The organism is Stenotrophomonas maltophilia group sp. P373 (assembly GCF_053295075.1).
The window spans coordinates 3,028,270-3,049,804 of sequence record NZ_CM129994.1 but is presented as its reverse complement, the minus strand read 5'-3'; the positions used below and the strand labels follow the sequence as shown (position 1 = coordinate 3,049,804).

Annotated in this window: 16 protein-coding genes; 15 read left to right on the top strand and 1 reads right to left on the bottom strand. The window is 68.2% G+C overall.

The window, feature by feature from the left end:
• Positions 1-2 precede the first annotated feature (2 nt).
• The 10 genes from ACSYHF_RS14260 to ACSYHF_RS14215 all read left to right on the top strand — a co-directional run bounded on the left by ACSYHF_RS14260 (position 3) and on the right by ACSYHF_RS14215 (position 15,241).
• A complete protein-coding gene (locus tag ACSYHF_RS14260; RefSeq protein ID WP_005417977.1) occupies positions 3-1,031 on the top strand; it encodes an aspartate-semialdehyde dehydrogenase in 1,029 nt (342 codons plus the stop codon).
• Positions 1,032-1,175: 144 nt separating this feature from the next.
• A complete protein-coding gene (locus ACSYHF_RS14255) occupies positions 1,176-3,206 on the top strand; it encodes a FimV/HubP family polar landmark protein (RefSeq protein ID WP_111126956.1) in 2,031 nt (676 codons plus the stop codon).
• Positions 3,207-3,232: 26 nt separating this feature from the next.
• A complete protein-coding gene (locus ACSYHF_RS14250; protein WP_005417973.1) occupies positions 3,233-3,595 on the top strand; it encodes a VOC family protein in 363 nt (120 codons plus the stop codon).
• A gap of 33 nt (positions 3,596-3,628) precedes the next feature.
• Complete coding sequence (gene truA / locus ACSYHF_RS14245) at positions 3,629-4,399, top strand: tRNA pseudouridine(38-40) synthase TruA (protein ID WP_049414719.1); 771 nt, start codon at positions 3,629-3,631, stop codon at positions 4,397-4,399.
• The gene (locus ACSYHF_RS14240) at positions 4,396-5,052 is read left to right on the top strand and encodes a phosphoribosylanthranilate isomerase (RefSeq protein WP_053500245.1); all 657 of its coding nucleotides are present in this window, start codon (positions 4,396-4,398) and stop codon (positions 5,050-5,052) included. The genes truA and ACSYHF_RS14240 overlap by 4 nt, the downstream gene beginning before the upstream one ends.
• Positions 5,053-5,220: 168 nt before the next feature.
• Positions 5,221-5,895 (top strand): hypothetical protein, encoded by a 675-nt coding sequence (locus ACSYHF_RS14235; protein ID WP_375366592.1) that lies wholly within the window; start codon positions 5,221-5,223, stop codon positions 5,893-5,895.
• Positions 5,895-7,913, top strand: a complete 2,019-nt coding sequence (locus ACSYHF_RS14230; protein WP_005417967.1) for a hypothetical protein — start codon at positions 5,895-5,897, stop codon at positions 7,911-7,913. Before ACSYHF_RS14235 ends, ACSYHF_RS14230 begins: the two co-directional genes overlap by 1 nt.
• 82 nt (positions 7,914-7,995) lie before the next feature.
• Complete coding sequence (locus tag ACSYHF_RS14225) at positions 7,996-13,383, top strand: DNA repair ATPase (protein WP_197598541.1); 5,388 nt, start codon at positions 7,996-7,998, stop codon at positions 13,381-13,383.
• The gene (locus ACSYHF_RS14220) at positions 13,380-14,087 is read left to right on the top strand and encodes a hypothetical protein (RefSeq protein WP_447575749.1); all 708 of its coding nucleotides are present in this window, start codon (positions 13,380-13,382) and stop codon (positions 14,085-14,087) included. Before ACSYHF_RS14225 ends, ACSYHF_RS14220 begins: the two co-directional genes overlap by 4 nt.
• A gap of 44 nt (positions 14,088-14,131) precedes the next feature.
• Complete coding sequence (locus tag ACSYHF_RS14215) at positions 14,132-15,241, top strand: toxic anion resistance protein (protein WP_005417957.1); 1,110 nt, start codon at positions 14,132-14,134, stop codon at positions 15,239-15,241.
• Positions 15,242-15,312: 71 nt separating this feature from the next.
• On the opposite strand, the gene ACSYHF_RS14210 is transcribed toward ACSYHF_RS14215, so the two are convergent.
• Positions 15,313-16,200 (bottom strand): LysR family transcriptional regulator, encoded by an 888-nt coding sequence (locus ACSYHF_RS14210; protein ID WP_005417955.1) that lies wholly within the window; start codon positions 16,198-16,200, stop codon positions 15,313-15,315.
• Between the two features lie 97 nt (positions 16,201-16,297).
• On the opposite strand from ACSYHF_RS14210, the gene trpB reads away from it, so the two are divergent.
• From trpB to glmM, 5 genes are all read left to right on the top strand, one after another.
• The gene (gene trpB, locus ACSYHF_RS14205) at positions 16,298-17,515 is read left to right on the top strand and encodes a tryptophan synthase subunit beta (RefSeq protein WP_005417953.1); all 1,218 of its coding nucleotides are present in this window, start codon (positions 16,298-16,300) and stop codon (positions 17,513-17,515) included.
• Positions 17,512-18,192, top strand: a complete 681-nt coding sequence (locus tag ACSYHF_RS14200) for a hypothetical protein (RefSeq protein WP_005417951.1) — start codon at positions 17,512-17,514, stop codon at positions 18,190-18,192. Before trpB ends, ACSYHF_RS14200 begins: the two co-directional genes overlap by 4 nt.
• A 1-nt stretch (position 18,193) precedes the next feature.
• Complete coding sequence (trpA, locus tag ACSYHF_RS14195) at positions 18,194-19,003, top strand: tryptophan synthase subunit alpha (RefSeq protein WP_005417949.1); 810 nt, start codon at positions 18,194-18,196, stop codon at positions 19,001-19,003.
• A 215-nt stretch (positions 19,004-19,218) separates the two neighbouring features.
• Positions 19,219-20,094 carry an acetyl-CoA carboxylase, carboxyltransferase subunit beta gene (gene accD, locus ACSYHF_RS14190; RefSeq protein ID WP_005417947.1) on the top strand — a complete coding sequence of 292 codons (876 nt, stop codon included), beginning with the start codon at positions 19,219-19,221 and terminating at the stop codon, positions 20,092-20,094.
• Positions 20,094-21,455, top strand: coding sequence for a phosphoglucosamine mutase (gene glmM / locus ACSYHF_RS14185; protein ID WP_197598542.1), 1,362 nt, complete (start codon positions 20,094-20,096; stop codon positions 21,453-21,455). The genes accD and glmM overlap by 1 nt, the downstream gene beginning before the upstream one ends.
• The last annotated feature ends 80 nt before the right edge of the window (positions 21,456-21,535 follow it).

The window sequence follows — 21,535 nt, the reverse complement described above, 5'->3', positions numbered from 1 at the left end:
CCATGAGCAATGCACAGCGCAGTTTCCACGTCGCCGTCGTCGGTGCCACCGGCGCCGTTGGCGAGACCATGTTGTCGATCCTGGCCGAGCGTGATTTCCCGGTCGGCACCCTGAGCGTCCTCGCCTCCGAGCGTTCGGCCGGTGGCGAGATTGAATTCAACGGCCAGAAGGTCAAGGTCCAGGACCTGGCCACCTTCGATCCGACCGGTGTCGAGATCGCGCTGTTCTCGGCTGGCGGCAGCGTGTCCAAGGAATACGCACCGAGGTTCGCCGCCGCCGGTGCGGTGGTGATCGACAACTCCTCGGCCTTCCGTTACGACGATGACGTGCCGCTGGTGGTGTCCGAGGTCAACCCGGAACAGGTCGCCAACCGTCCGCGCGGCATCATCGCCAACCCGAACTGCTCGACCATGCAGATGCTGGTGGCGCTGGCGCCGCTGCACCGCAAGTACGGTATCGAGCGCATCAATGTGTCCACCTACCAGTCGGTGTCCGGCGGTGGCCGCTCGGCGATGGAGGAACTGGGCAAGCAGACCGGCCAGCTGCTCAGCTTCCAGGAGATCGATCCGCAGCGCTTCCCGGTGCAGATCGCCTTCAACCTGATCCCGCACATCGATGACTTCCAGGACAATGGCTTCACCAAGGAAGAGATGAAGCTGATCTGGGAGACCCGCAAGATCCTCGGTGACGACAGCATCCTGGTGAACCCGACTGCGGTGCGCGTGCCGGTGTTCTACGGCCACTCCGAGTCGGTGGCGATCGAGACCCGCGACAAGGTCACCGTCGCTGAAGCGCGCGCGCTGCTGGAGCAGTCGCCGGGCATCGAAGTGGTGGATCGTCACGAGGCCGGTGGTTACCCAACCCCGGTCACCCACGCCTCGGGCACGGACGCGGTGTACGTCGGCCGCATCCGCGAGGACCTGTCGCACCCGCGTGGCCTGAACCTGTGGATCGTGTCGGACAACGTGCGCAAGGGCGCTGCCCTGAACGCCGTGCAGCTGGCCGAGCTGGTCGCCGCCGAACAGCGTTGATCACCGTGGTTGCCTGACCGGTAGTGCCGGCCGCTGGCCGGCATTGCCGTGATGGGCATGTGGTGCTGCCGGCCAGTGGCCGGCGCTACCGAAGGTCCCCTCGGTGGGTGCGGACCCCGGTGCGCACGCTTTATAGTGTCGCCCATGAATAAACGGGCCAGGGGCGCAAAGCGCCCGCTCCTCTATCTTTCCACCGCGCTGCTGGCCCTGGCCAGCAGTTCGGCGCTTGCCCTGGGCTTGGGTGACATCCGTGTCCTGTCCAAGCCAGGCCAGCCCCTGCTGGCCGAAATCCCGGTAGTCTCGGCCGATCCATCCGAACTGGAGAACCTGCGCGTCGCGCTGGCCTCTGCGGTCACCTTCGAACGCGTTGGCCTGCAGCGGCCGGCCGGGCTGGTCAGTGAGCTGCAGTTCGAACTGACCCGCAATGCGCAGGGCAGGGCGGTGGTGCGGGTGACCTCGCAGACGCCGGTCGAAACCCCGTCGCTGAGCTTCCTGATCGAGGCCGACTGGGGCCAGGGCCGCCTGGTGCGCGAATACTCGGCGCTGGTCGATGCGCCCTCCAGCGCACTGGCGGTGGCCGAACCGGAAATCGTCGCGCCGGCCGGTACCCTCTCCAACACCATCGTCCGTGACGTTGCACCGGCGCCGGCCGCTGCGGAGAGCGCAAGCGCACCTGCGCCGTCCACTGCGGCAGCGCCGGCACCTGCATCGGCTCGCCCGCGTGCAGGGGCTGCACCCGCTGCCGCGCAGGCAGCCGATGGCAGCGTCATCGTCCAGCGTGGGCAGACCCTGTCGCAGATCGCCAGCGCGGTGGCCCGCGGCAACCAGGTCAGCCGCGACCGCGCGATGATCGCCCTGCTGCGGGCCAACCCGGAGGCCTTCATCCGCGGCAACGTCAACCTGCTCAAGCAAGGCGCCGTACTGCGCATGCCCGGCAGCGATGCACTGGCGGCGGTCGATGCCGCCGAGGCCGCAGCGCTGGTGCGCGAGCATGCAGCGCAGTGGCGGCAGGCGCGCACCGTGCCGCAACCGGCGGGTACCGTCGCCCCGGTGGCCGCGGCGGCAACCACGAACGCTTCTTCCCCGGCCGCGGCCAATGGGGCACGACTTGAAATCGCCCCGGCGCTGGCTTCCGACGCCGCGCGCGCGGGCACAACCACCGGCACTGGAGCCGGCAGCGAGGGTGACATGCTGGGCAACGAACAACTGCGCCAGGCACGCGAGGACATCGCGACCCGCGATGCCGAGATTGGCGAGCTGAAGCAGCGCGTCGCCGACCTGGAAAAACTCAAGGAACAGCAGCAGTCGCTGATCGCGATGAAGGACAACGACCTGGCCGCCGCGCAGCAGCGCCTGGCACAGGTACCGGATACCCGCGATGCGGCAACGCCGTGGTACTGGCTGGGGCTGCCGGTGCTGCTGCTGGCGGCCGGTGCAGCCTGGCTGCTGCGTCGTCGCAAGCCATCGCCGCTGCCGCCGCTGCGCGACGAAGACGATGCCGCCGGTCTGACCGCTGCGGTACCGGCGGGCGCGGCGCTGGATACCCTGGCCGAGCAGTCCTCGTGGTCGTCGGTGGTGCCCGAAGCGGGCCGCCAGGAGCCGGCGATGCCGGCTTGGGCGAGCGAAGCCGGGGGGCAGGATGACGTGGCTGCCGAACCGGTCGCCGACGTCGCCGCCCAGGCTGACTGGCAGGCGCAGACGCTGCGCGATGACGAAGTGGTGGAGCTGCCCGAGGCAGTGACCGACCTGCCGCGCTGGGACGAGCCGGTGCCCACGCAGGAGGATGATCCCACGCCGGCCGCCGCAGCGCAGGATGAGCCGCTCGCTCAGGCGGCCCCCGGCGAGGTGGCAGTGCCGGACTACGCGCTGCATGCCGAACAGCAGCCGCAGTTCCGCGGCGTGTTCGACCTGCCGGCCGAGCACCCTGACGGCGAGGCTTCAGGCGCAGCGCCGCACGACGCGCTGGCCGCAGCGCCGCATGAAGACGGTACTGCGGCGCCGGCCGGCGATGCCGGCTGGGCGCCGCGCGCCGGGCAGGAGCGCCTTGAGCTGGCCATCGCCTACCTCGACCTGGGCGATGCCCAGACCGCGCGTACGTTGCTGCAGGAAGTGGCCGAGGGCGGCGACCTGCACTGCCAGGCCCAGGCCCGCGAACTGCTGGCCCGCCTGCCGTGATCGACCCTGCCGACAAGGACCCCGTCATGAGCCGCGAGCGCCGCATCGACTACGTTGAATTCGCTTCCACGGATCCTGCGGCCAGCCGCGCCTTCTTCGAGAAGGCGTTCGGCTGGTCGTTCGTAGACTATGGCAGCGACTACACCGCGTTCGACGACGGCCGCCTGCAGGGCGGCTTCTTCCGCGGCCAGCCGCTGCGGGCCAGCGATGCCGGTGCGCCACTGCTGGTGCTGTACGCTGACCAGCTGGCACCGATCGAAACGGCGGTGCTTGACGCTGGCGGTGAGATCGTGCGGCCGGTGTTTTCCTTCCCCGGCGGCAGCCGTTTCCAGTTCGTCGAGCCCGGTGGCAACGAACTGGCGGTGTGGTCCGAACGCGATCCGGCCTGAGCGCCGCCCCTCCCGCAATATCTGAGGTAGCACATGCGTTACGCGCTTGGCGTCGAGTACGACGGCAGCGATTTCAGGGGCTGGCAGAACCTGGGCGAGGGCGGCCCGAGCGTGCAGGCCAGCCTTGAGCAGGCCCTGTCGTCGGTGGCCGATTCGCCGCTGCAGGTGGTCTGTGCCGGCCGCACCGATGCCGGCGTGCACGGCCAGTGCCAGGTCGTGCATTTCGATACCGACGTGGTGCGCGATCCGCGCGCGTGGATGCTGGGCACTACCACCCGCCTGCCGCGCTCGATCGCAGTGCGCTGGTGCGTGCCGGTGGCCGAGGATTTCCACGCGCGTTTCTCCGCGCGCGCACGCCGCTACCGCTACCGCCTGCTCAACCGCGAAGTGCGGCCCGCGCTGGACCGGCAGACCTTGAGCTGGGAGCGCCGCGCGCTGGACGAGACCCTGATGCACGCCGCCGGGCAGGCCCTGCTCGGTGAGAACGACTTCAGTGCGTTCCGTTCGGTGCAGTGCCAGGCGCTGCACGCCCGGCGTGAGCTGCAGTCACTGCAGGTCAGCCGCCAGGGCGAGGTGATCGAGGTTGCCGTGCAGGGCAATGCATTCCTTCATCACATGGTCCGCAATATCGTCGGATCGCTGATCCTGGTGGGCAGTGGCGAGAAGCCGGTGGAATGGATCGCCGAACTGCTGGCCGGGCGCGATCGCACCGTAGCCGGTCCCACCGCACCGCCGCAGGGCCTGGTGTTCCTAGGGCCCCTGTACCCCGACAACTGGCACCTGCCCGCCGAGGTCACGCTATGAGCCGCTCCTACTACCGCACACGCATCAAGTTCTGTGGCATGACCCGGGCCGGCGATGTCCGCCTGGCCGGTGAGCTGGGCGTGGACGCGGTGGGTTTCATCTTTGCCCGTGAAAGCAGCCGCCGGGTCGCTCCGGCCGAAGCGCGCGCGATGCGCCAGGCGATCGCGCCCATGGTCGACGTGGTGGCGCTGTTCCGCAACAACAGCAAGGAAGAGGTGCGCGAGGTGCTGCGCACGGTACGACCGACCCTGCTGCAGTTCCACGGCGAGGAAGACGAGGGCTTCTGCCGCAGCTTCAACATGCCCTACCTGAAGGCGATCGCCATGGGCGGGCGTGAAGAGATCAACGCCCGCACCCTGCAGCTGCGCTATCCCAGCGCCGCCGGTTTCCTGTTCGACAGCCATGCCCCGGGCGGCGGTGGCGGCACCGGCGTGGCCTTCGACTGGGGCCGGATCCCGACCGGCCTGCATCGCCCGTTCCTGCTCGCCGGCGGCCTGAACCCGGAAAACGTCTACGACGCGGTGCTGGCCACCCTGCCGTGGGGCGTGGATGTCTCCAGCGGCATCGAACTGGAGCCGGGCATCAAGGACGGCTACAGGATGCGTACTTTCGTCGAGGAAGTGCGCCGCGCCGATTGCACGGTTCTTGAGTGATTGTCGTCACTATTTGCCGTGATCTGGACCTGGATTTGAGCCTGCACGCATTCTTCACATAGGATGGTCCCAAGCGCGCCTGCCATGAGGGCCGGCGCGGGGATCGACGGGGCGCGTCCGGCGCGTCCCGAACGGGCGGCCGCCGCCCACAGCCCAGGAAGGCAAGCGATGCAGGAGTTCCTCACCGTCGTGTTCGGTTTCCCGACCCTGCCGTACAGCATCGTGCTGGCGGTGGCGGTGCTGTATTGGGCACTGGCGGCCTTCGGCCTGGTCGACGACGGGTTTGGCGATGCCGGCGCCGATGGGGCGCTGCATGGCGACCCACATGAGCTGCAGGGACTGTCCGCGCTGCTGGCGCGCTGGGGCCTGGGTGGGGTTCCCCTCATGCTTGTGGTGACGCTGCTGGGTTTCTTCGCCTGGATCGTCACCTATTTCGTCCATCTGTTCGTGCTGTTGCCGCTGCCGGACCTGCTGCGCTGGGCCATCGGTACGGTCGTGGCCCTTCTGGCGCCGTTGCCGGCGGTGCCGTTCACCGCGCTGCTGCTGCGCCCCGTCCGCAGGTTCCTGCTGCGCCTGCGCCCGGTGGCGCAGGCCTCGCTGCTGGGGCGTACCGGCGTGGTTGCCTCGCCGAAGGTGGATGCCCGCAGCGGTCACGCCACCTTCGACGATGGCGGCGCCGGACTGGTGCTGCAGGTGCGCAGCGAGATCGAACTGCAGCGTGGCGAGCGCATCGTGCTGGTCGAACACGTGGCTGATCAACACCATTACCGGGTGGTCCGCGCCGACGCGGTCGCCCTCGACTTCCAGGACAACCTGCTTCCGGGCAACAAGGAGAATCACTGATGACGTTGGCAACCATGGCCCCCTTCCTGATCGGCGTAGCCGTGCTGCTGGTCGCACTGCTCGGCCTGGCCGGCCTGTTCAAGGCCTTCTACCGCAAGGTCGACCAGGGCGTGGCCCTGATCGTCAACGACATGAGCTCCACGCCCAAGGTGCACTTCACCGGTGCGCTGATCATCCCGGTGCTGTACCGCGCCGAGCTGATGCGGATCAGCCTGATCACGCTGCAGATCGACCGCCGCGGCAAGGAAGGCCTGATCTGCCGCGACAACATGCGTGCCGATATCGCCGTGGCGTTCTACCTGCGGGTCAACGAGACCCAGGCCGACGTGCTGCGGGTGGCCAAGGCCATCGGTGCCGACCGTGCATCGGACAAGCATGCCGTCGACGAGCTGTTCAACGCCAAGTTCTCCGAAGCGCTGAAGACGGTCGGCAAGAAGTTCGACTTCACCGAACTGTTCGAGAAGCGCCAGGAGTTCCGCGACGAGATCATCGCGGTGATCGGCAATGATCTGAACGGCTATGTCCTTGAGGACGTGGCGATCGACTACCTGGAGCAGACCCCGAAATCGCTGCTGGACCAGTTCAACATTCTCGATGCGCAGGGCATCCGCAAGATCACCGAATTGACCGCCGCGCAGAACGTGGTCACCAACGAGCTGGAGCAGAACGAGAAGCTCGCCATCACCAAGAAGAACGTGGAAGCGCGCGAAGCGCTGCTGGCCCTGGAACGCCAGCAGGCCGAAGCCGAAGCGCGGCAGAAGCGTGAGATCGAGACCATCCGCGCACGCGAGGAGGCCGAGACCGCCAAGGTGCAGGAGGAGCAGCGCCAGTTGTCCGAGAACGCCCGCATCGAAGCGCAGCAGCTGATCGAGATCCGCGACCAGAACCGCCTGCGCGAAGTGGAAGTGGCCGAGCAGAACCGCCAGCGTGCCGTGGCCATCGAGGCCGAGCGCGTGGAGCGCGCACGCCAGCTGGAGCAGGTCACCACCGATCGTGAAGTGCAGCTGCAGGGCGTGGAGCGTGACAAGGTGGTCGAGCAGGGCAAGATGGACGTGGCCAACATCACCCGTGAACGCATCTCCATCGACAAGACCGTGGCGCAGGAAGAGGAGCGCATCAAGGAAGTGCGCGAAGTCTCCGAGGCCGACCGCCAGAAGCAGGTGCTGATCCTGGAAGCCGAGGCCAAGGCGCAGGAAGCGCTGGTGCGCGAAGTCAAGGAAGCGCAGGCGCGCGAGACCGCTTCAAAGCATCGCGCGGTGGAACTGACCACGCTGGCCCAGGCCGAGCATGAAGCGGCCGGCAAGCAGGCCGAAGCCAAGCGCCTGTTGGCCGATGCCCTGCGTGCCGAACAGGCAGCGCCGGGCCTGGCCGAAGCGCAGGTGCGTGAAGCTTCGGCGCTGGCCATCGAGAAGGTCGGCATTGCCGAGGCCCGCGTGATCGAAGCCAAGGCCGAAGCCAGCCTGAAGCAGGGCAGCAACGAAGCCCGCGTGCTGGCCGAGACCCTGCAGGCGCAGGCACAGGGCGAGGAAAAGATGGGCCTGGCCCGTGCCACCGCCACCGAGTCGCTGGGCAATGCCGAAGCCGGCGTGGTGCAGAAGAAGCTGCTGGCCGAGGCCGAGGGCCTGGTGCGCAAGTTCGAAGCCATCGCCTCGCTGAGTGACCAGGCACGTGGCCATGAAGAGTTCCGCATGATGCTGGACAACAGCCTGAAGCAGGCGCTGGCCTCGATCGAAGCCGGCAAGGAAGTCTCGCGCGAGAACGCCAATGTCATCGCCAGCGCGCTGCGCAACGCCGATATCGACCTGGTCGGTGGCGACGGCGGCATGTTCGAGAACCTGGTCAAGGCGGTGTCGCTGGGCAAGTCGATCGAAGGCTTCGCCGGCAAGAGCCCGATCGTGCAGGAGCTGATGCAGCGCTACCTGGGCGTGGCCGTGGCCGAACCGGCGCCGCGCCAGATCGCCGAGGATGCCGAAGCGGTACCGACCGTGTCGGCTACCGTGGTCGATAGCGCCCGTTGATGCATCGGGCGATGGCCGCCGCCATCGCCCGCCCGCGCCGGCCGCAACCGCGGCCGTCCGCCCGTGAGCCGGAAACCTGCTGATGTCTGAAACCCATCCGTCCGCCGAATCCACTGCGCCGGAGGCCGGCGGTAGCACCGTCGACCAGGCTGTCGCTCAGGGCGGCGCCTACGAAGTCCTGCGCCGCCGCCTGGCCGAGCAGGGCCAGCGCCTGCAGGGCCTGGCCGAAACGCTCAACCGCCAGCGCCTGGCCGAGTTCGGCGACAGCCGCCTGGAGGTGGTCGGGCGCTTCCGCATCCGCAGCGACAACAACTGCGTCGGCCGTGACATCGTGCAGGTGGGCCCGGACCGCCTGCTGTTCGGCTACAACGTGTTCATCGGGTTGAAGACCCAGACCCGCATCGAGGATGTGTTCGGCCTGTACCGGCTGGTGCAGGGCAGCGACGGCTACGACGTCGCTGCGCTGGAACTGAAGGGCAGCTTCCTCGACCAGCCCGGCTTCGTGCACGATTTCAACGAGCTGTATGCCTACTACAAGCACGCGCGCCTGCTGCAGCTGATCGTGGTCGGCGACAAGCTGCTGGCCTCGTTCCAGATCGGCGAGCGCAGCAGCGACGTGCGCGTGTTCCGCTGGGCGCTGTCGCGCGAGGGCGAGCTGACTTACCTGGATGCGCGCGGTGAGCGCGATATCGCACTGCCGCCGCCGTTCGACTTCGAATGGACCCGGGCGACCCGCGACCTCGCGGTCAACGGCCGCCACTCGCACCTGAACATCCTCGACACCCTGTTCGTTGAGACCACCGGTGGCGACCTCACCATCAAGGTCGAAAACAACACCGAAACCGGACAGGGCATCTACAGTGAACCCGTGGAGGACAGCACGCAGTCGCTGGACGACGCCCAGTTCGAGTTCGCCCGGGTCGGCTCGCTGGTATTGCTGAAGGTGCTGCCGTACCGCGAGACCGAATGGCGCGGCCTGATCTACAACACGCTGACCGGCGGCATCGTGCGCAATGATGCGATCGTGCAGGCCTGCGTGCAGCTGCCCGAAGACCATGGCGTGATCTTCCCGGGTGGCTATTACCTGCAGGGCGGCGAGCACAAGGCATTTGATGCCTCGATGGCCGGCATGCAGTTCAAGCGCAGCATCCGTTCGCCAAACGGCGAGGACGTGCTGTACATCTTCTACGAGCGCGAAGGCGGGCGCTCGGCGCTGTTCGTCTACAACACCATCCAGCGCGTGCTGCAGAACCCGGTGTTCGGCCATGGCTACGCCTTGATGCAGGACGGGCGCATGGTGCTGTTCCATGCCGAGGGCAGCGAACCGACCCGCATCCATCCGATGCAGGTCTGGCAGACGCCGTTCAGCAGTGACGAGTTTGCCGCCAGCCGACCGCCCGGCAACACCTTCATGGGCCGCATCGGCAACGCCGAGCTGGTGCGCGGAATCTCCAACCTGTTCAACCTGGCGCGCGAGATTGAAGGCCAGGACGTGTCGGTACAGCGCTACCAGCGCCTGGTGGCAGATACGCGGCGCCTGTTCGATGCGCACCACTGGCTGGGTGACGCGGCCTGCGATGGCGCCGAGGCACTGCTGCGGCAGATCAGCGCGACCGGCGAATCGGTGCTGGACGAGTACGAGAAGGTGCAGTCGATCCGTCAGCAATCGGCGCAGGCGATGCTGGAGGCCGAGGCCGCGCACAAGGCGCTGCTGGGCCGGCTGCAACCGCAGAACTGGAGCGAGGTGCAGGCCTTCGTCGAGGCCCTCAACGCGATCACCGCATTGCGCGGGCGGCTGCTGACCCTCCGCGAGCTGCGCTACATCGACACCGCGCGCATCGAGACGATGACCGTCGAACTGGTGGAGGCACAGGACCGTGTTGGCGCCGCCACCGGTGACTTCCTCGCCGGCGAGGAGGCGCTGGCGCCGCTGGCCACGCGCCTGCAGGCGCTGGACGATGCCGCGCAGCAGGCACAGACGGCGCGCCAGCTGGACGAGCAGTTGGAAGGCCTGCTTGGCATGGCGTCCGACCTGGACATGCTGTCCGAGCTGATGGCCGGCCTGAAGGTGGACGATGCCACTGCCCGCACCCGCGTGGTCGAGTCGATCTCGGTGCTGTACGGTCGCCTCAACCAGGCGCGCGCGCGTGCTGACCAGCGCCGCAGGTCACTCGGTTCGGCCGAGGCCGTGGCGCAGTTCGCCGCCCAGTTCGCGCTGTTCTCGCAGTCGATCACCAGCGCGCTGGCGCTGGCCACCGACCCCGAACGTGCCGACGAGCAGTTGTCGCGCCTGCTGGTCCAGCTGGAAGAACTGGAGAGCCAGTTCGGCGAACACGAGCAGTTCCTCGGCGACATCCTGAGCAAGCGCGAAGAGCTGGTCGAGGCCTTCGAAACGCACAAGCAGGCCTTGCTGGATGACCGCCAGCGCAAGGCGCGTTCGGTACTGGATGCGGCCAATCGGATCCTCGACGGCCTGGCCAGGCGCACCGAGCGCTTCGCCAACGCCGATGAGCTCAACGCGTTCTTTGCCGGCGATCCGCTGATCCTCAAGCTGCGTGAGCTGGCCGAGCGCCTGCGCACGCTGCACGACAACGTCAAGGCCGACGACATCGAGGCGCGGCTGAAGGGCGTGCGTGACCAGGCGGTGCGCCAGCTGCGCGACCGCAGTGACCTGTACGAAGCCGGCGGCAACGTGGTGCGGCTGGGCCCGCGCCATCGCTTCAGCGTCAATACGCAGGCACTGGACCTGACCCTGTTGCCGCGTGGCGATACGTTGGCCATCCATCTGACCGGCACCGACTTCCTGGAGACCCTGCACGACCCGGAGCTGGACGCACTCAAGCCGTTCTGGCCGGTCACCCTGGACTCGGAATCGCCCACGCTGTATCGCGGCGAGTACCTGGCCGGCAGCCTGCTGCTGGCCGCGCAGGAGGGGCGCGACGGCCTCGATCTGGCTGCGCTGCAGCACGACGTCGCGAACCCGGAAGCGCTGGATCAGCGCGTGCGTGCGTTTGCCGCACCACGCTATCGCGAAGGCTACGAGCGCGGCATCCATGACCACGATGCGGCACTGATCCTGCGTGCGCTACTGCCTTTGCAGCAGGCGGCCGGCAGCCTGCGCCATGCGCCGCGGGTGCGTGCGCTGGCGTTGCTGTTCTGGGCCGCCGAGCAGCGGCGCGAAGCGGTGGCGCAATGGCCGGCGCGGCAGGTGGGCGCCGAGGCGCTGGCACGCCTGCTGGGGTCCGACGAAGGGCGTCTGGCGTTGCGCACAGAAATGGCCGAGACGCTGCTGGCGTATGCGCAGTCCCACGCGTTGCCGTTCGATGCCGATGCCGCGGAGGCTGCATCCGCCTATCTGGGCGAAGAACTGGCGGCGGGCGATCCGGTGTTCAGCAGCAGCCGCCACGCGGTGGCGCTGCTGGAGGCATTGGCCCAGCAGCTGGAGCAGGCGGGGCAGCGTGAGGCGGTCGAGCGTGCCCTGCAGCGCGGCCAGGATCCACTGGCTACGCGTTGGTCATTGGCTGGGCAGTGGCTGCGCGCAGTGGCGCGGATGCCGGCGCATGCCCAGCATGCCGGCTATGTCGACGAAGCCGCCGCGTTGCTGCTGGTGCAGCGCCAGTTGCGCACCCGTACCAGCGATGCCGCACTGCAGGCGGAGGTCAATGGCCTGCTGGGTGAACACGCACGCATCAGCAATGGCACGCTGGTGGTATCGCTGGATGATTTCCTGGCGCGCCTGCAGCAGCACCTGCGTCATTTCGTGCCAGCGTTCCATGCCTACCAGGCGCTGCGCCAGGGCATCATCGGTCGCGAGCGCGAGACCCTGCGGCTTTCCGAGTTCAAGGCGCGGCCGCTGTCCTCGTTCGTACGCAACAAGTTGATCAACGATGTCTACCTGGGCGTGATCGGTGACAACCTGGCCAAGCAGATGGGCACGGTCGGCGAGAACAAGCGCAGCGATCTGATGGGCCTGCTGATGATGATTTCGCCCCCGGGCTATGGCAAGACCACGCTGATGGAATACGTGGCGCACCGGCTGGGCCTGGTCTTCATGAAGATCAACGGCCCGGCGCTGGGCCACGAGGTGCGCTCGCTGGACCCGGCCCAGGCACCGGACGCAACCTCGCGGCAGGAGCTGGAGAAGCTCAACCTGGCGCTGGAAATGGGCAACAACACCATGCTGTATGTGGACGACATCCAGCACACCCATCCCGAGTTCCTGCAGAAGTTCATCTCGCTGTGCGATGGCACCCGCCGTATCGAGGGTGTGTGGCGCGGTCGCACACGCACCTACGACATGCGCGGCAAGAAGTTCTGCGTGGTGATGGCCGGCAACCCGTACACCGAGTCCGGCGAGGTGTTCAAGATTCCGGACATGCTGGCCAACCGTGCCGACATCTACAACCTCGGTGACGTGCTCGGTGGCATGGAGGCCGCCTTCACCCTCAGCTACATCGAGAACAGCCTGACCTCCAATCCGGTGCTGGCGCCGCTGGCCACGCGCGACATGGCCGACCTGTATGTGCTGGTCGACCGCGCGATGGGCAAGGAGGTCTCGACCAACAGCCTCAGCCACGCCTACAGCAGCGCGGAGATCAACGAGATCACCGCCACCCTGCAGCGCATGCTGCGTGTGCGCGACGTGGTCTACCGGGTCAACCAGCAGTACATCGCCAGCGCCGCACAGGACGACCGCTACCGCACCGAGCCGCCGTTCCGCCTGCAGGGCAGCTACCGCAACATGAACAAGCTGGCCGAGAAGATCTCCCCGGTGATGAACGAGGACGAACTGCAGCAGTTGATCTCCGACCACTACCTGGGCGAGGCGCAGCTGCTGACCACCGGCGCCGAAGAGAACCTGTTGAAGCTGGCCGAACTGCGCGGCGTACTGGATGACACGCAGGCGCAGCGCTGGGCGCAGATCAAGCGCGACTTCCTGCGCAACAAGGCCATGGGTGCCGACGACAGCGATGTCGGCGGGCGCGTGGTGGCGCAGCTGGCCGATATCGCCACCGCGCTGCAGCTGCCATCGCCCGCGCCGGAAGCGATCCCCGTTGCGGACCCGGCGCCGTGGCCGGCGCTGCTGGAGGCCCTGCATCGCCTTTCAGAGGCGCGTCCCGCCGCCGCGCCGGCGCCGGTCGTGGCAGCCCCCAGCGTGCCGGCCACGGCCCTGGCCGAAGACCTGCAGGCGGGCCTGGCGCCGCTGGTGGAGCTGCTGGCGGCATCGCAGGCGCAGCAGGTGCAGGTGTCGCAGACCCTGGCCGCGTTCGCCGGCTGGGCGCGACAGCAGGTCGAGCGGGGCACGCCGAGCGCTGTGGTGGCGCAGCGCGCGCGCGTGCGCCGCGCCGCGACGCCGGAGGAGCGGGCGCTGGATGAGGCGCTGATGCGCCACTTCTACGGCGAGTCATTGCCACCGGAAGACGGCGATGGCATGCCGGCATCCACGCCGAAGCCGCCGCCGCTGCCGTGACCACGCGCGTGCCACTGCCGCCACCGATGCTGCCGGATACGGTCGATGTCGCTGCGCTGGCCGACTATGGTGCGCCGTTGCTGCAGGCGCTGGCGCGGCGCGAAACGCCGTTGCCACCGGATGCGGGCGAGCGCCTGGTGGCTGCGCTTGCGCGCATCGCGCTGGCCCTGCAGGCCGGCAACCCGGCGCAGATCCGGCAGCAGGAAGGCTGGTGGGGACGGCTGCTGGGGCGCGATGTCGCTCGCGAAGCAGAAGGGCACGCGCTGCAGTCGCAGCTGGGCGTACTGGCCCTGCAGGCGCGTGAGCAGGCCCAGCACCTGCAGCAGCACATGCAGCTGCGGGCCATGGCCATCGTTGAGCATTCCGCGGCGGCCGCGGCGCTGGACGGCTGGGCCGAACTGGCTGCGTCGCGGATGACGACGCTGGATAGCGCCGGTCAGGCCGCGCTGTCGCATCGGCTGGACCATCTTCGCCGGCTGGCCTCGCTGCGCCGCCTGGAAGCCGGTCAATGGCAGCTGCTGCAGGACCAGGACAACATGCTGCTGCAACGCTTCGCGCGCATCCATGACGTGCTGCTGCCGGCCTGGCGGCAGGCTGTACTGGCGGGCCAGGCCGCTGCGGGCGCTGCGTTGGCTGGCAAGGCTGCCACGTTGCACGCACAGATCGATGACGAGGTGGCCGCGGCTCAGGCTAGACTGCCTTGAGCCGGCCGCCGCTGCCGCTTACCCAACTGCAAGGAGACTGCCCGATGACCCAGGACAGCCAGACCCCCGGTGCCCTCGTACCCGGCACGACCACCGCCACAGCGCTCGATGAAGGTGCGCTGCAGGCGCTGGGACTGGTACGCGAGGATCTGCCGCGCATCGCCGAGATCCGTCTGGAACTGGACGATCTGCGCCCGGGCAACCTGCAGGTGTTCGGCCGCGAAGCGGCCACGCGCACCGCAGCGTTCTCCAGCCAGTTGCTGGACCAGGTGCGCAATCGTGACCTGGATGCCAGTGGCGAAAAGCTGGGCGAAGTGGTGCGCATCGCGCGCAGCCTGAAGCTGGATGGCTTCGCGCAGCGATCGAAGGTGCCGGTGATCGGTGGCCTGATTGATCGCATGCGCGCCTCCAAGGGCGAGCTGGTGCAGAAGTTCAGCGACACCAATGCGCAGATCGAACAGCTGCTGGCCGACGTCGGCGTGCAGCAGGCGTTGATGGGAAAGCGCGTGGGGGAGTTCGACCGCATGCACGATATCGTCCGCGAAGAACGTCGTGCGCTCGGACTGTATGCGGCAGCGGGCAAGCAGCGGCTGGCCGAACTGCAGGCCGAACAGCTGGCCGGGCAGGGCAGTGAGGACCCCCAGCAGCGCATCCGCCAGGGCGAGATCGACAATGCGATCCGGTTGATCGAGAAGCGCGTGTCCGACCTGCAGCTGATGCAGCACGCCGCCGACCAGTCGCTGCCGATGATCCGCCTGATCCAGGCCAACGCACTGCAGCTGATCGAGAAGTTCAACACCGTCCGCGACATCACCATTCCGTCGTGGAAGCGCCAGTTCGCCATCCAGCTCTCGCTGGGCGAACAGAAGGCTGCGGTCGAACTGTCCACGGCCATCGATGACGCCACCAACGAACTGATGCGTCGCAATGCCGACCTGCTGCGTCAGGCCTCGGTGGATACCGCGCGCAGCAACCAGCGCGGCGTGATCGACGTGGCCACGCTGCGCCATGTGCACGACCAGCTGATCGCCACGGTGGAAGAAGTGCGCAGCATCCATCGCGAAGGGATGCAGCAGCGGCAGCAGGCCGAAGTCGAGCTGTCGCGCCTGCGCGAAGACCTGCAGCAGCGCCTGGCCACACCGACCGCCAGCTGAAAAAAGGGGACGGAGGGAATTAAGTCGTTTGTGCCACTTGCGACTTAATTCCCTCCGTCCCCTTTTTGTTGTCAGCGGAGTTGCTGGCCCAGCCAGTCGGCGAGCGCATCCACGCGCGCATCAGGTGGTCCGTCCGGTCGCGCCAGCACCCAGAAACCACCGGTGGCGGCAAACCCCCACGGCGCGACCAGTCGCCCGGCGGCCAGGTCCTCGGCCACCAGTGGCTCGGGTGCGATCGCCGGGCCCAGCCCGGCCACCGCTGCCTCCAGCAGGTAGTACAGATGCTCGAAGGCCGTACCCAGCTGCAGCTTCGCGGGGTCCAGAGCGTGCGCCTGCGCCCACGCCGGCCACGCCTGCGGCCGTGAGCTGGTGTGCAGCAGCGTTTCCTGCAGCAGCGCCGAGGGCGGTACATGCCGCAGTCGCTGCGCGGCCGGATGCGAGGGGGCCACCACCACGCCGACCCGTTCCGGGGCCAGCTCACGCACCTGCCAGCCGCGGGGCCACGGCCCCTGCGCCAGCAGCAATACCGCATCCAGTGCCGCCTGTGCCTCGGTGAAGCTGCCATCCAGCGCTGACCATTGCAGGCGCACGCCGGGCAGGGCGGCCTGCAGCGCAGGCAGGCGCGGGATCATCCAGCGCGCCAGCACGCTGCCGCTACAGCCCAGTACCAGCGCCGGGGCCGCCGCCGGCCGCCGCAGTTCGCGCACGCAGTCTTCGATGCCGCCGAAGGCCTCGCTGCACGCTGCCTGCAGCCGCGTGCCCGCAGCGGTCAGGCGCAGGCCGCGACCGGCACGCTGGAACAGCGCCAGGCCGAGATGGTCTTCCAGCAGCTTCAGCTGGCGGCTGACCGCACCGTGGGTGACATGCAGGTCGTGTGCGGCGCGGCCAACGCCGCCGAGACGGGCGGTGGCCTCGAACGCACGCAGCGCATTGAGCGGCGGCAGCAGGGAACGGCTCATGTGAGATTTCCTGACGATATGCGCCAGATAATATCCATTTTCCGGTCAAGACCCGTGCGCTAGAGTATCCACCTGTCTCGAACCAGCGGTCGCTTCCATGTCTGCCTCCCCCATTGCCGACTACCACGCCTTCCCGGATGCCCAGGGCCATTTCGGCCGCTACGGCGGCAGCTTTGTTGCCGAAACCCTGGTGGGTCCGCTGCAGGAACTGGCCCAGGCCTATGACCAGGCCCGTCAGGACCCGGCATTCCAGGCTGCCTACGACCGCGACCTGGCCCATTACGTGGGCCGGCCGAGCCCGATCTACCACGCCCAGCGCCTGAGCGACCATGTCGGCGGCGCGCAGATCCTGCTCAAGCGTGAAGACCTGAACCACACCGGCGCGCACAAGATCAACAACACCATCGGCCAGGCGCTGCTGGCCGCGCGGATGGGCAAGAAGCGCATCATCGCCGAGACCGGTGCCGGCCAGCACGGTGTTGCCAGTGCCACCGTTGCCGCCCGCCTGGGCCTGGAATGCGTGGTGTACATGGGCGCCACCGACATCGAGCGGCAGAAGATCAACGTCTACCGCATGAAGCTGCTGGGCGCGACGGTGGTGCCGGTCACCTCCGGCTCGGCCACCCTGAAGGACGCGCTCAACGAAGCGATGCGCGACTGGGTGACCAACGTGCAGGATACCTTCTACATCATCGGCACCGTGGCCGGCCCGGATCCGTATCCGCGCATGGTCCGTGACTTCAACGCCATCGTTGGCCGCGAGGCGCGCGAGCAGATGCTGGCCGAGTATGGCCGCCTGCCCGATGCGATCACCGCCTGCGTTGGCGGCGGCAGCAACGCCATCGGCCTGTTCCACGCCTTCCTCAACGATCGCCAGGTCGAGATCGTCGGCGCCGAAGCCGCCGGCGACGGCATCGGCACCGGCCGCCACGCCGCATCGATCGCCGCCGGTCGGCCGGGCGTGCTGCATGGCAACCGCACCTATGTGCTGTGCGACGACGACGGCCAAATCATCGAGACCCACTCGGTGTCGGCCGGCCTGGACTATCCGGGCGTCGGCCCGGAGCATGCTTTCCTGGCCGATACCGGCCGTGCGCGCTACCTCGGCATCACCGATGAAGAAGCGCTGCAGGCCTTCCACCTGCTGGCGCATACCGAGGGTATCCTGCCGGCACTGGAGTCCAGCCACGCACTGGCACAGGCGATCAAGCTGGCGCGTGAGCGTCCGCGTGACCAGATCGTGCTGTGCAACCTGTCCGGCCGTGGCGACAAGGACGTGCACACCATCGCCGCGCGCGAAGGGCTGGTGCTGTGAGCGCGCTGCTGCGGAACAGCGGGGTGCTTCTGCTGGTGCTGGGCCTGGCCGCGTGCCAGCCGCCGGAACCGCCAGTGCTTGCGCCGGCTGCCAAAGCCACCGCGCAGCCCGCACAGCAGCCGGCCGCCAACGATGACCTCGACCCGATGGCGCGTACGCCGATCGTCGATCCGCCGTCTGCGGAAGAGAGCAACGGCGACAACGCCCCCGCCGTCGCCTCGGTGGCACTGGACCATGCCGGCGAAGTGCTGGTCGGCCAGCACATGGGGGACCTGAAGTCACTGGGGCCCTGGAAGGCACAGGGCGCGAAAGAGTTCTTCGAAGGCGACTGCGAGTACTACGACGGCAGGGGGTTGCCGCCGGGCGTGTCGATGATGACCGACGACGACCGCGTGGTCCGTTTTGATCTGAAGCCGGGCGACGACCCGGAGCTGCCGGTTGAACAGCCCGGTCCATTCGGCCTGCGCATCGGCATGACCCGTGCCCAGGCCATGGCGCAGTTCCCGAAGCCGCCGGTATCCAGCCCGCATGCCTACGACGGTGACCAGGGCGAGTACCTCACCTGGCAGGACCCGGGTTCGGACCTGGGTATCCGCCTGGAACTGTTTGAAGGGAAGGTCACCCGGATGTACTGGGGAACCAGCGATGCGATTGAACTGATTGAAGGATGTGCCTGAAATGCCCGTATCCCGACTCGATGCCTGTTTCCTGCGTCTGCGCGAACAGCAGCGCAAGGCGCTGATTCCCTTCGTCACCGCCGGTGATCCCTCGCTGGAGGCGACCGTGCCGGTCATGCACGCACTGGTCGAGGCCGGCGCCGACGTGATCGAACTGGGCGTGCCGTTTTCTGACCCGATGGCCGATGGCCCGACCATCCAGCGCAGCTCCGAGCGCGCGCTGGCGCGCGGCGCCGGCAGCCGCTACGTCCTGCAGGCCGTGGCGCAGTTCCGCGAACGCGATGCGCAGACCCCCGTGGTGCTGATGGGCTACCTCAACCCGGTGGAGATCCATGGCTACGCGGCCTTCGCCAAGGCCGCCGTCGACGCCGGCGTGGACGGCGTGCTGCTGGTCGACCTGCCGCCGGAAGAAGCGGGCGACGCCCAGCAGGCGTTCGACGCAGCCGGCCTTGCGCTGGTCCTGCTGGCGTCGCCGACCACCAGCGAGGCGCGAGCCGACAAGCTGCTGGCGCTGGCCCGTGGCTATCTCTACTACGTCAGCTTTGCCGGTGTCACCGGCGCGTCCGAGCGCCTGGACAGCGATGCCGCCAGTACTCGCCTGCAGGCGTTGCGCGCGCGCGCATCGGTGCCGGTGGTGGCGGGCTTCGGTATCAAGGATGCCGCCAGTGCCGCGGCCATGGCCCGCCAGGCCGATGGCGTGGTGGTCGGAAGCGCGCTGGTGGCGGCGCTGGCAGAAGCGGGTTCGGCGGAAGACGCGGTGCAGCGCGCCCGGGCCTTCCTCGCCCCGCTGCGGCAGGCGCTGGACGCGTAACAGGACTGCCGGCCGCTGGCCGGCCTCCTCCTGATGGCTCGCGTGCAAGGGCTGCCGGCCAGCGGCGGGTACCGCCCAGCACCTAAACGTACGTCCCAGCATGGTTTTTTCCGGCTGCCCCGCGGCTGGAAAGGGGGTGCACGGGCGGGGAAAGCGGAGCTAGACTGTCCGCCTTTGCGGCCCCTGGGCCGCCCTGAACGGAAGTGTCCTCCCGCATGAGTTGGCTCAGCAAGTTGATGCCGTCCGGCATCCGCACCGACAACACCCCCAGCAAGAAGCGCAGTGTCCCCGAGGGCCTGTGGGAAAAGTGCAGCAACTGCGGCAGCGCGTTGTACCGTCCGGAACTGGAAGAGAACCTGGAAGTCTGCCCGAAGTGCGGCCATCACATGGCGATCCGCGCGCGCGCGCGCCTGGCCGCCCTGTTCGACGCCGACAGCACCACCGAGATCGGTGCGCGCCTGGGGCCGACCGACCTGCTCAAGTTCAAGGACCAGAAGAAGTACAGCGAGCGCATCAAGATCGCGCAGAAGAACACCGGCGAGTACGACGCGCTGATCGCCATGCGCGGCCTGCTCAAGGGCCGTGCGCTGGTGGCATCGTCCTTCGACTTCGCCTTCATGGGCGGCTCGATGGGCTCGGTGGTCGGCGAGCGTTTCGCACTGGCCGCAGAAACTGCGGTCGAGATCGGTGCGCCCTACGTGTGCTTCTCGCAGAGCGGTGGCGCCCGCATGCAGGAAGGCCTGTTCTCGCTGATGCAGATGGCCAAGACCTCGGCCGCGCTGGGCAAGCTGCGTGAAGCCGGGCTGCCGTACATCTCGGTGCTGACCCATCCGACCACCGGTGGTGTCTCGGCCTCCTTTGCGATGCTGGGCGACATCAACATCGCCGAACCGCAGGCGCTGATCGGCTTCGCCGGCCCGCGCGTGATCGAGCAGACCGTGCGCGAGAAGCTGCCGGAAGGCTTCCAGCGCTCGGAGTTCCTGCTGGAGCACGGTGCCATCGACCAGATCTGCGACCGCCGCGAGCTGCGTGACCGCCTGTCCGACCTGCTGGCGATGCTGGGCCGTCAGCCGGCGCCGGAGGTGGCTTGATGGGAGGCCGCAAGTACTTCGGTACTGATGGCATCCGTGGCCGGGTCGGCCAGGGCGTGATCTCGGCCGACTTCGTGCTGCGCCTGGGCAACGCCCTGGGCCGTGTACTGGTCGCCCAGCGCGGCCAGGACGGGCGCCGGCCGATCGTGGTGATCGGCAAGGACACCCGCATTTCCGGCTACATGTTCGAGGCGGCACTGGAAGCCGGCCTGGTGGCCGCCGGTGCCGATGTGCAGCTGCTGGGGCCGATGCCGACCCCGGCGGTGGCGTTCCTGACCCGTACGCTTGGCGTGGACGCTGGCATCGTCATCAGCGCCTCGCACAACCCGCACTACGACAACGGCATCAAGTTCTTCTCCGCCCAGGGCGAGAAGCTCGACGATGCCACCGAGCTGGCCCTGGAAGCGGCGCTGGACATCCCGTTCACCACCGCCGAATCGGAAAAGCTGGGCAAGGCGTCGCGTGCGCGCGAAGCGGTCGGCCGCTACATCGAGTTCTGCAAGGCCAGCGTGCCGCGCGCGTTCGACCTGCGTGGCGTGCGCCTGGTACTGGACTGCGCGCACGGCGCCACCTACCAGATCGCACCGCTGCTGTTCCGCGAGCTGGGTGCCGAGGTGATCGGCATTGGCGCCGAGCCCAACGGCGTCAACATCAACGCCGGCGTGGGCTCCACCCATATCGACAATCTCGCGGCCAAGGTCCGCGAAACCCGCGCTGATCTCGGCATTGCCTTCGACGGCGACGGCGACCGCGTGCTGATGGCCGACGACCAGGGCAACCCGGTCGACGGCGATGACCTGCTTTACATCCTGGCCCGCGCATGGAAAGCCGAAGGCCGCCTGCGCGGCCCGGTGGTCGGCACGCTGATGAGCAACTACGGCGTGGAGAAGGCATTTGCCGACCTGCAGATTCCGTTCGTGCGCAGCAACGTCGGCGATCGCTACGTGCACCAGGCGCTGATGGAAGGCGGCGGCGTGCTCGGCGGTGAAGCCTCCGGCCACCTGCTGTGCCTGGATCGGGCCACCACCGGCGACGGCATCGTCAGCGCCCTGCAGGTGCTGGTGGCATTGCGCAACAGCGGGCAGACCCTGCGCCAGGCGCTGAAAGGACTGGTGCGGGTGCCGCAGAAGACGGTCAACGTGCGGCTGGGCAATGTCTCGGCCAAGGCCACGGTGCAGGCCGGCAGCGTGCAGGCCGCGCTGGCTGTCGCGCAGCAGTCGGTGGCCGGCCGTGGCCGTGCGTTCCTGCGCCCGTCCGGTACCGAGCCGGTGGTGCGGGTCACGGTCGAGGCCGATGATGCAACGCTGATGCAGGACACGCTGGACCGCCTGTCCGCGGCGGTACGTGAAGCTGCCGCCTGAGGCAGCTGCGCATTTGCCCAAACAGAAACGCCCCGCAATGCCGGGGCGTTTTTTCGTTCAGGCGGCAAGGCTGCGCGAGG